Origin of the sequence: Collinsella sp. CLA-SR-H006 (assembly GCF_040097075.1) — a bacterium.
Taxonomy (GTDB): Bacteria; Actinomycetota; Coriobacteriia; order Coriobacteriales; family Coriobacteriaceae; genus Collinsella.
The window spans coordinates 1-11653 of sequence record NZ_JBBNPD010000016.1; the positions used below are offsets into that span (position 1 = coordinate 1).

Sequence of the window (11653 nt, forward strand, 5' to 3'; positions counted from 1 at the left end):
TCGCAGCCCCGACCCGCGGCCACGAGCGGGGGCTCCTATCTTTTTAGTGCCCTCGGATTGGGTCATAGTGTCTGTCGGTGCCAAAACATCGACATTGCCATGATCCAGACCTGCTAAAAGATAGTCGTTGGGGACGTTCTTGTTTGACTGGTCATTTAAGAACGTCCCCAACGACTACGTAGCATGAGAGTGGATAATCTCCCGGTATGAGCCCATATTCATGCTCAAGGTGGGAGATTATCCACTCTCGTTTCGTTTGTTGATTTCGATGCCTACATTTGTAGGAACAGTTCGTGGAGGCGGGTGTCTTCGTCGAGTTCGGGGTGGAAGGCTACGCCGAGCTGGTTGCCCTGACGGGCGGCGACGATACGGCCGTCGACTTTCGCTAAGGCCTTGGCGTCGCCGTGGACCTCGACGATGCGGGGTGCACGGATAAATGTTAATGGCACTTCACCGTCGATGCCGGACACCTGGCCCTTGGTGCGAAAACTGCCGAGCTGCCTGCCGTAGGCATTGCGCTCGACGAGCACATCCATGGTTGCCAGGCGCGGCGTCCCCTTATCGTCGTGGGCGGCAAGGTCGCGCGCCAGCAGAATCAAGCCGGCGCAGGTGCCCAGGACGGGCATGCCTTCAGCGATACGGGCACGAAGCTCCTCGAGCATGCCGAGCTCGGCAAGCAGCTTCCCTTGAACGGTGGACTCGCCGCCGGGAAGTACCAGACGGTCAAAGTCCTGCTTCAAATCAGCCGCCTGTCTCAGCTCAATACAACGTGCGCCAAGCTCGGATAGTCTTGCCTCGTGCTCGGCAAAAGCACCTTGGACCGCCAGCACGGCGACCGTCTGGTCTGCGTAATCGCTCATGTGCGATCCTTTCTGCTGGACTAGCGCCCGCGCTCCTCCATGATGATCTCGATCTCGTCGGCGTTGATGCCCACCATGGCCTCGCCCAGGTCCTCCGAAAGCTCAGCGATGAGCTTGGCATCGGTGAAGTTTGCCACGGCCTTGACGATGGCGGCGGCGCGCTTGGCGGGGTCGCCGCTCTTAAAGATGCCCGAGCCGACAAAGACGCCCTCGGCACCCAGCTGCATCATCAGCGCGGCGTCGGCGGGGGTCGCTACGCCGCCGGCGGCAAAGTTCACGACGGGAAGCTTACCCGTGGCATGGACCTCGCGCACCAGCTCGACCGGAACCTGCAGTTGCTTGGCTGCCTCAAAGAGCTCGTCATCGCGAAGGGCAACAACGTCGCGGATCTGCTTTTGGATCTTGCGCATGTGGCGTACAGCCTGGACGACGTCGCCCGTGCCCGGCTCGCCCTTGGTGCGAATCATCGTGGCGCCCTCGGCAACACGGCGCAGCGCCTCGCCCAGATCGCGAGCGCCGCAGACAAACGGCACGTCAAACTGGGTCTTGTCGATATGATAGACGTCGTCGGCAGGGGAGAGAACCTCGGACTCGTCGATGTAATCGATCTCGATGGCCTGCAGGACCTGCGCCTCGACAATGTGGCCGATGCGGCACTTGGCCATAACAGGGATGGAGACGGCCTCCTGGATGCCCTTGATCATCTTGGGGTCGCTCATGCGCGAGACGCCGCCCGCGGCACGGATATCGGCCGGAATGCGCTCGAGTGCCATGACGGCGCAGGCGCCTGCCTCCTCGGCGATGCGCGCCTGCTCGGGTGTGGTGACGTCCATGATGACGCCGCCCTTGAGCATCTGCGCGAGTTCGCGATTGAGTTTGACGCGATCGGCCTTGCTGGTCTGTTCTGCCATGGTTGCTCCCTTGGTTGGCATGTGCATTGCTTGACGGAACATCCTATCGGGGAGCTGGGTATGGCAAAATACTCAGTTTTCGAGATAATAATAAGGCCAGCTTAATACCAGATTGAACAGCTCGATAAGGTCAGGTGATAAACTCATGCTTGACTACAATTTGGAAAAACGCGGCGAAGCATCACTCTATGAGTATGTTTACCAGCAAATTCGAGATGATATTGTTGCTGGCCGTATTGCGGCGGGAGAGCATCTGCCGTCTAAGCGTGCCTTTGCCAGTCATCTGGGAATCAGTGTCATTACTATCGAGAATGCATATAGCCAGCTACTTGCCGAGGGCTATATTTGCTCAAAGCCGCGGCGTGGCTACTACGCTTGCAAGCTTCCGGATGCACCGGTTTTGCCTTTGGCTTCGGAGGGCATCGACCGAGATGCCGTCTCTGTGGACCCCAGCGCGCATGATGTCCGCGGGCGGGTCGAGCAATTCGACGCACTTTCTCCTTCCGCTTTGGAGGCGGCGCGGCTTTGGCAAAGCGCGCTACGGGCGACGCTAGCATCAGAGGACGAACGCGAAATCTTTTCGACCGCACCGGCACAGGGCACCGCTCGGCTACGACGCGCAATTGCTCATCATCTGCGTGGGACAAGGGGTATGAATGTCGATCCCAATAACATTGTTATCGGCGCGGGCGCCCAGCTGCTCGATACCATGTTGGTTCAGTTGCTTGGCGCTGACAAGGTGTATGCCGTTGAGGACCCGGGCTATTTACGTCTGACGCGCATCTATCAGGCTATGGGCTGCAAAGTTCGACATATCCCGTTGGATGATGAGGGCGTGGACTTGAGCGCTCTGCAGAAAACCGGGACCGATGTACTTCATCTGATGCCGTCCCATCAGTATCCGACCGGCCTTGTGACGAGCATTGCGCGGCGCTATGCGCTTCTGAGCTGGGCCGCCGAGCGACCAGGTCGGTATCTCATCGAAGATGACTTTGATTGTGAGTTTCGCCTTGCCGGGAAGCCGATTCCCGCGCTCGCGTCGATCGATGCCGCCCAGTCGGTTATCTACACCAACACGTTTTCGAAGAGCCTTTCATCGGCGTTGCGTTTGGCGTACATGGTGTTGCCCGATGAGTTAATGGAGCGGTTTAGGCGCAACCTTGGTTTCTACGCCTCGTCGGTGAGCTCTGTTGATCAGGTCGCTTTGGCGCGTTTGCTGGAATCGGGTGATTACGAGCGACATGTGAACCGCGTGCGCGTTCGTGCTCGCGAGGCGCGTGATGGCCTGATGGCGCTTGTGCGGAAGGTATTTCCGGCAGGAGAGGTCTCGATCGAGCATGCAGACGCGGGCCTTTACTGTATCGTGGTTGCGGAGCGTGGAGCGGGCGGAAGCTCTTTTGTGCGGGCCCTCACGTGCTCGAGTATCCCTTTTGTCGATATCAGTGACTGTTTTTGGTGTGCCGATGGCGCATCTGTCCCTGAAAACTCAACTCAAATTCTTGTTCAGTATGACGATCTGAGTCCAAAAGTACTAACAACCTTGGAATTGCAGCTAATGGGGGGCACTCTGCAACCTAAGTGAGTAGACTTTTAGCACTTTGGCGACCAGGCCGTTATGAAACAAGCTATCTACCTGTGGTTTTGAGAAGCAGGATGACTGGCCTGCTCGGGATGTTCAAAGAAGTCTACTCACTTGCCGCGCAAAGCTTCTACATGAGAAAAAAATGGGGTTTTCAACAGGGTTTCGTCCAGCTCTCGGCAAGCTTTTGGCCAGTTGGGGAGGGCTGTTGAAAACTTGGCAGTCCGTTCGGCGCCATTTTTGGTGCGTTCGCGCCAATGCGTGACTGACTGGGTTGAAATTCGTGTTCTCCCGTGCCTATGAAGGATCTACTTTGTGACATATCGGCTTTTAGGTACTGGCGTTTGCCTCCTCAAGTCCGCGCTTTGTGTCCGCCGCTTCCACGACCGGAAGAAGACCGGCAGCGATATGATCTCGCCCGCAACCCGACGGCTGCGGTCGCGCTCGGTTTTCCGTTGTATACATTGGTTCGGACGAGAAACAAACGGACTTGTCCTGCCAGCATTAGGCAGCGGCTGTTTCTTGGTGAGCTCCCCAGGGAATCCGTGCTGGAAACGGAGCATGGGTTTTTGATTACGTCTCCTCTACTGACGACATTCATCATGTCGCGGCATCTGACGGATCTTCAGCTTCTTTTGGTATTGGCGGAGATGTGTGGCTTGTTTGCGGTGTGTGCCCTGCCGGCGGCACTTGAGGCGGAGCTTTCGCGTGCAATTGATTCGGGCGCGATTTCGACAACGTTCGGTTGGGTGCGCTGCCCGTCCGAGGACGGCACCGCCTCAAATTTATGGCGTCGAGACGCTTTGGTTTTGGGCGGAGACCTTGACCGTTTTTGTTCAGATGTTTGCGGGATGCGTTGCGGCAATAGATTTATGGCGGTATCGCAACTCGTTCCATTGGGTGCCGCGTCGCCTTTTGAGGTCGAGGCGTATTTGTTGCTTGGACTGCCGCGAGCCCTGGGAGGCGAAGGTTTTTGCGGCATAGAGCTTAATGTTGAAGTGATGCTAAACACAAGTGCTCGAGCGATTGTGGGAAAGTCCCGTGTATATATCGACCTACTTCTTTCTTCACCGGACGGTAGGCGACAGGTGGCCATTGAATGTCAGGGAAAGGCCTCGCACGGACGCGCAGGGGATGGCTTGCGTGACGCTGACCGCATGACGGCCCTTCAGGCCATGGGCTACGATGTGCTTCTCCTGACACACAGACAGATATCGGATGAGGATAGATTTCGCGCGATCGTTAAGGCCATATGCAGGATGCTCGATGCTGAATATCGTGATAAAAGCTCGGATGAGCAAAGGGCTGAGATATTACTCCGGTCTGAACTATTCATTGACTGGACAAAATTGGGAGTAATCGACGGAAAGATGCCCGTTAGACACAAAATGGCTCGATCGTGGACGGCTGCGAATCTAAGTGAGTAGACTTTTGGCACTTTGGCGACTAGGTCGTTTTGCAACAAGGCATTTACCTGCGGCTTTATAAAGTGATATGGATGGTCTGCTCGGCAAGTTCCAAAAAGTCTACTCACTTAGTTTTTGACGAGAAGCCGATGCCGAAGACGGTCCTATTTCAGGGCGTTAACAAGTTCGTGAGGCACGAAAAAGGCCCGGACCAATACGGTCCGGGCCTCATCGAGCTAGAGGTTATGTCTCAAGCGGTTGGCTTAGCCAAAGTAGCGCTTAAGCAGGCCGGCAAAAGCTTTGCCGTGGCGGGCCTCGTCACGAGCCATCTCGTGCACGGTGTCGTGGATGGCATCGAGGCCAGCGGCCTTGGCGCGCTTAGCAAGATCGGTCTTGCCGGCGGTGGCGCCGTTCTCAGCCTCAACGCGCATCTCGAGGTTCTTCTTGGTGGAGTCGGTCACGACCTCGCCCAGGAGCTCAGCGAACTTGGCGGCATGCTCGGCCTCCTCGTGGGCAGCCTTCTCCCAGTACAGGCCGATCTCGGGATAGCCCTCGCGATGAGCGACGCGAGCCATGGCCAGGTACATACCGACCTCGGAGCACTCGCCCTCAAAGTTGGCGCGCAGGTCGGCAACGATGTCCTCGGAGACGCCCTCCATCTTGGCGACGCCCACGACGTGCTCGGCAGCCCACTCGAGCTGACCCTCCTCCTGCTTCAGGAAGCGAGAACCGGGAACGCCGCACTGGGGGCACTTGAAGTCCTCGGGCAGCTGGTCGCCGTCGAACTCTTCCACATAACCGCAAACGGGGCAAACAAACTTCATGATTCGATCCTTTCGATCGATGGCGATTGCGCGCTCGTCCGGTCCCGTAAGGGCCCTCTCCGGACGTGCGTCTTGACGAGTTCTATTATCCATAAATGCAACCAAATGTGAAGCCTATTAGGAATGATTTTTAATAAAACAATTTTGAGATATGAAGATGTTGATTGATTAACGATTGGCAGGCCGTCTTTGACCGCCGCTGAGTACAATCGGGCGAGCAAATGTTGACCTATCAACAAATGAAGGAGTTTCCTTTATGCATCTAGCCCGTCGTGCCTGGTGCCGAACATATCAGACGGTTTTTCGCATTGCATTGCCGATCCTGCCCTATACCGAGCCGCGCATTTTAGAGCATGCCGAGGATGTGCCCGCGGTGCTTCAAAAGCGCTCGATCCAGAAGGTCCTTATCGTGACGGATCCCGGCATTGCCCGTCTGGGGCTCACGGCACCGCTCGAGACGGCGCTCGCATGCAGGGGGATTGGCGTTACGGTCTATGCCGAAACGCGTGCAAACCCCACGGTTTCAAACGTGGAAGAAGCGGCGTCCCTGTATCGAGAGAGCGCCTGCCAGGCCATTATCGGCTTTGGCGGTGGCTCGGCCATGGACTGTGCCAAGGGCGTGGGCGCACGCATTGCGCAGCCAAACAAGCCCATCAACAAGATGCGCGGCCTGCTGCGGATTCATCGTCGCCTGCCGCTGCTCATCGCCGTTCCCACTACCGCCGGTACGGGAAGCGAAGTCACGCTTGCGGCGGTAATTACCGATGACGGGACGCACTACAAATACCCCATTAACGACTTTGTGCTCATCCCGCGTTTTGCAGTCCACGACCCCGAGTTTACGTGCGGCTTGCCCGCTTCCATTACGGGGCAGACGGGCATGGACGCCCTGACGCATGCCGTTGAGGCCTTTATCGGGCGAAGCACCACGCCCTATACGCGCAAGATGGCGCGACAGGCGGTGCAGCTTATCCACGACAATTTGCTCGAGGCCTATGAGCATGGTGACGACATGCGCGCTCGTCGCAATATGCTTTCGGCGGCGTATAAGGCGGGCGTTGCGTTTACCCGCTCCTATGTCGGATATGTGCATGCCATCGCGCACAGTCTGGGCGGCCGATACGGAATTCCGCACGGTTTGGCCAACGCGATCATCCTGCCGCACATGCTTCGCGCTTATGGTGACGCCGCCGCCCCCAAGCTTGCCGATCTTGCTCGCATGGCGGGCATTGCGCCGGCTACCGCGCAGGATAGTCTTGCGGCCGAGGCCTTTATCGATTGGGTCGACCGCATGAACGAGATCCTGGGAATCCCCAAATATGTCTCGGGCATTCGCCGCTCCGACATTCCCGAGATGGCGGCGCATGCCGATGCCGAGGCCAATCCGCTGTACCCCGTTCCGCTTTTGATGGACCGCTTGGAGCTCGAGCATATGTATGAAGTCGTTGCAGGTGGTATGTTTGAGGGCGAGAACTAGGAGGGCACATGAACACCGAGGAAATTGCGCGCATCGTCGGCGATCAGCGCGCCTACTTTAAGACGCGCGCCACGTTTGATGTCGATGCTCGACGTCGCGCGCTCGTGAGTTTATGCGATGCGGTGCGGGCCCACGAGGCTGATATCGCCCATGCGCTCAAGACCGATTTGGGGAAGTCGCATGACGAGGCCTATATGTGCGAGATCGGCACGTCGCTTTCCGAGATTCGACATCAGATCGCTCACGTGGCTCGGTGGAGTCGTCCGCGCCTGCGTCCGTGCGATCTCGCTAACGCCGTGAGCGCGTGCAAAACGCAAGCCGTGCCCTATGGCGTCACGCTCATCATGGCTCCGTGGAACTACCCGTTTTTGCTAACACTCGAGCCGCTCGCCGGCGCCCTTGCCGCGGGCAATACCGTGGTCATCAAGCCGAGTGCCTATGCTCCGGCATCGAGCGCGGTGCTCAAGCAAATCTGTGAAGAGGCATTTGATCCGCGCCTGGTGACGGTTGTCGAGGGCGGGCGCGCCGAGAACGAAGCGTTGCTCGATGAGTGCTGGGACAAGATCTTCTTTACCGGTAGCGTTCAGGTCGGCAAGCTCGTCATGGAGCGCGCAAGTAAAAACCTCACGCCCGTGACGCTTGAGCTGGGCGGCAAGAGCCCCTGCATCGTGGATGCGACGGCAAACTTGAAGGTCGCGGCACGGCGTATCGCCTTTGGCAAATGGCTCAACGTGGGGCAGACCTGCGTGGCGCCCGACTACCTACTGGTCGATGCGCGCGTGCACGACGAGCTGCTGGACCTTATCAAGGAGGAGGCCCGCCGTATGTTTGGCGAGCATCCGCTCGATAACGAGGATTACGGGCATATCGTCAACGCCAAGCATTTTGCGCGCGTGTGCGGGCTGATCGATTCCGATAAGGTCGTGCTTGGAGGTGCCGCGCGCGAGACATCGCTTAAGATCGAGCCGACGATTTTGGACGGCGTGACCCCCGATGACGCCGTGATGCAGGAGGAGATCTTCGGCCCCATCTTACCGGTGCTGACGTTTGAGAGCCTAGACGAGGCCGAGACGTATATTACAGATCGTCCGACGCCGCTGGCTCTGTATATCTTTAGCCAGGATCGCGCAGTTCAGCAGCGCTTTGTGCGTTACGTGCCCTTTGGCGGCGGCTGTGTCAACGACACGATCATGCACTTGGCTACGAGCCATATGGGCTTTGGCGGCATGGGCGCGAGCGGTATGGGGCAGTACCATGGACGCGAGAGCTTCGATACGTTTAGCCACAAGAAGAGCATCGTGAACAAGGCAACGTGGTTGGACGTGCCATTCCGCTATGCTCCTTACGCAAGCTGGAAGCACAAGTTCGTGCGCATGTTTGTGCATTAGAATCAGATGGTGTAGCGACAAACGGTCGAAAAGGCGCGGGTGGGGCGAATCTGTGTCCGCACGGGCCCGTAAGCTTCTCAGTAAGGTCAACCGCCGGTTTATCCGGCCGTTAGAGGAGCTGCTATGTACGAGCCTTCGCGTGTTCTTCTGTCGTTTCATATCGCAGGATTTCAATATGCCGACGGCGCTTTGGTCCTAGGCGATCTTAAAGCGGGCGATAAACTGACACTGTGTGCCGAGCGCGATAATCCCCATGATCCCGAGGCAGTTGCGATCTACTATGGCAAGACCAAACTTGGCTACGTTCCGGGAAACGAGGTCGGTCCACTGTCCTTGATGATGCATTACGGCCACGAGGACGTGTTTGAGGCCCGCGTGCAACAGGTTGCCCCCGAGCGCAGCCCGTGGCACCAGGTGCGCGTTGGCCTCTATGTGGTGGATGCCCGCTAATCGGTAAGGGAGGCTGCCATGCTTGACGACGATGACCTGTTCGATTTGACGGATGATCCGTTTGAGTGGGATATGCTACTCGATGACGATGAGCTGGAGCAGGATCGCAAAAAGCAAAAGGATAAGAACGCCCAGGGCAAAGGTTCGAATAAAAAGGACGAGTGCCGCCGCGGACTGTTCGGCGGGCTCTTTGGCTAACCGCCGCATCGCTGTGTCTGTATACTTAGCACGAGTTGGATGCATTGCGAAATGAGGGCATAGACGATGATGTGGTTTACCGCCGACCTGCACCTGGGCGATACGAATATCTTGCACGACATGGATCGACCGTTTGATTCGGTCGAGGAGATGAACCGCAAGGTCATCGATGCCATCAATGAGTGCGTGGCTGCGGACGACCGCCTCTATATCCTGGGAGACTTTACGTATCGCTTGCCCATGGCGGAGGCGGTGCGCCTGCGCGAGCGTATCGAATGCAAGAATGCGACGCTCATCCGCGGTAACCATGACGGCGACTGGGAAGATCCCGACGCCCCGCAAATTTGGGAAGACGTGCGCGATTACCTGGAGATTGCTCCCGGCTATGCCAAGGGTCATCGTCTGGTGATGAGCCACTACCCCATGCTCAGCTGGAACGGCAAGGCACGTGGCGCCATTATGCTGCATGGGCATATCCACAGCAGGGGTGACCGCACCAACGTGCGCAATCGCGACCGCGAACGTCCTATCTTTCGCTACGATGTCGGCCTCGACGCCAACGAGTACAAGCCCGTAAGCCGCGACCAGATTCTTAGCTTCTTTGGGCTATAGGGCGCCAGAACCACCACAATAGGGATAGGCACCTTTGCGGTGGTTCCGGCGCCGTTGCCATTATGGCGGCGGCGCCTTTTTTGTCCGTGCAGCGCGGTAGAGTGTAGGCGGTTGAAATTTGCGTTCATCGAGGAGCTGCTATGAATGAGATCAAGTGCCCGCATTGTGGCGAAGTCTTTAAGGTCGATGCGTCTGGCTATGCGGATATTGTCAAGCAAGTGCGCGATGCCGAGTTTTCGCGCGACCTGGATGAGCGTGTGAAGGCAGTCCAGCGCGAGGGCGAGCAGGCGCTGGAGCTTGAGCGCTCGCGTTTGACGGCTGCCTTGCAAAAGGCAGAGTCTCAGCGCAACGCTCAGCTTATCGAGCAGAAGAACGCTGCAGCTCAACAGCTGGCACAAGAGGTTGCCAAGCGCGATGCTGAGCTTGCCGAGCTGCGCGCCAAGCTCGAGGGCGCTGCCGCAGAGCGCGAGAGTGCAAGCCAGCGCGCGGCGGTTGAGGCCCGTGCCGACGCTCAAAAGGAAAACGCCGAGCTTCAGCGAGAAATCGACAATTTGCGTGCGCAGCTGGAGCGCAAAGATGACGAAGCTAAGCTCGTCGAGTCGGCGGCGCGCAACGCTGCTCAAAACGATTTAGCTGCACGTGATGCTCAGATTGCCGAGCTGCAGGCCAGGCTTGCCGCGGCGGACAAGGCCCAGGAGATGGCGCTTGCCGCCGCTGCGGCTGAGTCGCAGCGCGAGCTCGATGCCGCTCGCAGCGAGGCCGAGCGCGCGCTTACTGACTATCGCGCGAAGGTGCAAGAGAAGTTTTCCGCCGCAAAGGCTCAGTCCGAGCAAGAGGCTGAGGGTCTGCGCGCCCAGCTGCGCGAGCAGGAGCTGATGGCAAAAATGAACCTGTCGGAGGCGGTCGCCGCGGCGGAGCGAGAGCGCGATGAGGCGCGTGCCAAACTGACGAGCGAGCTGGCGGTGCGCGATTCTCGCGAGGAACAGGCCAAGGCGGCACACGAGCTCGAGCTTGCGCAGGCCAAGCGCGCGAGCGATGACCTGATTCGCTACAAGGACGAAGAGATCGAGCGCCTTAAGGACATGAAGGTCCGCCTGTCCACCAAGATGGTGGGCGAGTCGCTCGAGCAGCACTGCGAGACCGAGTTTAACCGCCTGCGCATGACGGCGTTTCCCAACGCGTACTTCGAGAAGGACAACGATGCGTCCGAGGGCACCAAGGGCGACTTCATTTTCCGTGAGTGCGACGCGAGCGGCAACGAGGTCATTTCGATTATGTTCGAGATGAAAAACGAGAACGACGAGACTGCGACCAAGCATAAAAACGAGGACTTCTTTAAGAAACTCGATCACGATCGTCGCCAGAAAGGCTGTGAGTACGCGGTGCTCTGCACGTTGCTCGAACCCGAGAGCGAGCTTTACAACGCCGGCATCGTGGACGTGAGCTATCGCTACGAGAAGATGTACGTGATTCGCCCACAGTTCTTTATTCCCATGATCACGCTTCTTCGCAACGCCGCCATGGGTTCGCTGCGCTATAAGCAGGAGCTGGCGGAGTACAAGCAGCAGAACATCGACGTCACGAACTTCGAGGCCAAGATGGAGAAGTTCAAGGACGGCTTCTCGCGCAACTACAACTTGGCGAGCAAGCAGTTCGAGTCGGCGATCAAGGAGATTGATGCTGCCATTAAGCAGCTCGAGAAGACCAAGGATGATCTGCGTCGCAGTACCGAGAATCTGCGTCTGGCCCACAACAAGGCCGACGATCTTACCATTCGCAAGCTCACGTGGGGCAACAAGACCATGAAAGCAGCGTTTGACGAGGCGCGCGGGGCTGCGACAGGGGCAAACGATGAGCCCGCCGAGGCGGATTCGTATGAGGTCGAGGATGCCGAGTAGGGGATAGCGTATAGTGCAAAAACGGGGCCGCTGGCGATATTGCCAACGGC

General features: G+C 58.0%; 11 protein-coding genes. 8 read left to right on the forward strand and 3 right to left on the reverse strand.

Annotated features, from left to right (window positions below; all coding sequences use genetic code 11):
* Positions 1-272 precede the first annotated feature (272 nt).
* Both pdxT and pdxS read right to left on the reverse strand, forming a co-directional pair.
* The gene (gene pdxT / locus AAA069_RS08795; protein WP_349128137.1) at positions 273-860 is read right to left on the reverse strand and encodes a pyridoxal 5'-phosphate synthase glutaminase subunit PdxT; all 588 of its coding nucleotides are present in this window, start codon (positions 858-860) and stop codon (positions 273-275) included.
* 20 nt (positions 861-880) lie between these two features.
* Positions 881-1771, reverse strand: a complete 891-nt coding sequence (gene pdxS / locus AAA069_RS08800; protein WP_022094325.1) for a pyridoxal 5'-phosphate synthase lyase subunit PdxS — start codon at positions 1769-1771, stop codon at positions 881-883.
* A gap of 145 nt (positions 1772-1916) precedes the next feature.
* On the opposite strand from pdxS, the gene AAA069_RS08805 reads away from it, so the two are divergent.
* Complete coding sequence (locus AAA069_RS08805; protein ID WP_349128138.1) at positions 1917-3353, forward strand: PLP-dependent aminotransferase family protein; 1437 nt, start codon at positions 1917-1919, stop codon at positions 3351-3353.
* Positions 3354-3895: 542 nt separating this feature from the next.
* On the forward strand, positions 3896-4777 hold the full coding sequence (locus AAA069_RS08810) for a hypothetical protein (RefSeq protein WP_349128139.1): 882 nt from the start codon (positions 3896-3898) through the stop codon (positions 4775-4777).
* 242 nt (positions 4778-5019) lie between these two features.
* On the opposite strand, the gene AAA069_RS08815 is transcribed toward AAA069_RS08810, so the two are convergent.
* Positions 5020-5583 carry a ferritin family protein gene (locus AAA069_RS08815; RefSeq protein ID WP_070097113.1) on the reverse strand — a complete coding sequence of 188 codons (564 nt, stop codon included), beginning with the start codon at positions 5581-5583 and terminating at the stop codon, positions 5020-5022.
* 253 nt (positions 5584-5836) lie between these two features.
* On the opposite strand from AAA069_RS08815, the gene AAA069_RS08820 reads away from it, so the two are divergent.
* The 6 genes from AAA069_RS08820 to AAA069_RS08845 all read left to right on the forward strand — a co-directional run bounded on the left by AAA069_RS08820 (position 5837) and on the right by AAA069_RS08845 (position 11603).
* Positions 5837-7057, forward strand: a complete 1221-nt coding sequence (locus AAA069_RS08820) for an iron-containing alcohol dehydrogenase (RefSeq protein ID WP_349128140.1) — start codon at positions 5837-5839, stop codon at positions 7055-7057.
* An 8-nt stretch (positions 7058-7065) separates the two neighbouring features.
* A complete protein-coding gene (locus AAA069_RS08825) occupies positions 7066-8445 on the forward strand; it encodes an aldehyde dehydrogenase (protein ID WP_349128141.1) in 1380 nt (459 codons plus the stop codon).
* A gap of 123 nt (positions 8446-8568) precedes the next feature.
* Complete coding sequence (locus tag AAA069_RS08830) at positions 8569-8895, forward strand: HIRAN domain-containing protein (RefSeq protein WP_349128142.1); 327 nt, start codon at positions 8569-8571, stop codon at positions 8893-8895.
* Positions 8896-8913: 18 nt separating this feature from the next.
* Positions 8914-9093 (forward strand): hypothetical protein, encoded by a 180-nt coding sequence (locus tag AAA069_RS08835; protein WP_117769819.1) that lies wholly within the window; start codon positions 8914-8916, stop codon positions 9091-9093.
* Positions 9094-9159: 66 nt separating this feature from the next.
* The gene (locus AAA069_RS08840; RefSeq protein ID WP_349128143.1) at positions 9160-9705 is read left to right on the forward strand and encodes a metallophosphoesterase; all 546 of its coding nucleotides are present in this window, start codon (positions 9160-9162) and stop codon (positions 9703-9705) included.
* Positions 9706-9845: 140 nt separating this feature from the next.
* Entirely contained in the window at positions 9846-11603 is a 1758-nt protein-coding gene (locus AAA069_RS08845; protein WP_349128144.1) for a DUF2130 domain-containing protein, read from the forward strand.
* Positions 11604-11653: the final 50 nt, after the last annotated feature.

What these genes read in the sequence shown, in the direction of transcription:
- AAA069_RS08805 (WP_349128138.1), top strand. Translation starts at nt 1,917, where the DNA reads ATGCTTGACTACAATTTGGAAAAACGCGGCGAAGCATCACTCTATGAG.
- AAA069_RS08835 (WP_117769819.1), top strand. Translation starts at nt 8,914, where the DNA reads ATGCTTGACGACGATGACCTGTTCGATTTGACGGATGATCCGTTTGAG.
- AAA069_RS08830 (WP_349128142.1), top strand. Translation starts at nt 8,569, where the DNA reads ATGTACGAGCCTTCGCGTGTTCTTCTGTCGTTTCATATCGCAGGATTT.
- pdxT (WP_349128137.1), bottom strand. Translation starts at nt 860, where the DNA reads ATGAGCGATTACGCAGACCAGACGGTCGCCGTGCTGGCGGTCCAAGGT.
- pdxS (WP_022094325.1), bottom strand. Translation starts at nt 1,771, where the DNA reads ATGGCAGAACAGACCAGCAAGGCCGATCGCGTCAAACTCAATCGCGAA.
- AAA069_RS08825 (WP_349128141.1), top strand. Translation starts at nt 7,066, where the DNA reads ATGAACACCGAGGAAATTGCGCGCATCGTCGGCGATCAGCGCGCCTAC.
- AAA069_RS08845 (WP_349128144.1), top strand. Translation starts at nt 9,846, where the DNA reads ATGAATGAGATCAAGTGCCCGCATTGTGGCGAAGTCTTTAAGGTCGAT.
- AAA069_RS08840 (WP_349128143.1), top strand. Translation starts at nt 9,160, where the DNA reads ATGATGTGGTTTACCGCCGACCTGCACCTGGGCGATACGAATATCTTG.
- AAA069_RS08820 (WP_349128140.1), top strand. Translation starts at nt 5,837, where the DNA reads ATGCATCTAGCCCGTCGTGCCTGGTGCCGAACATATCAGACGGTTTTT.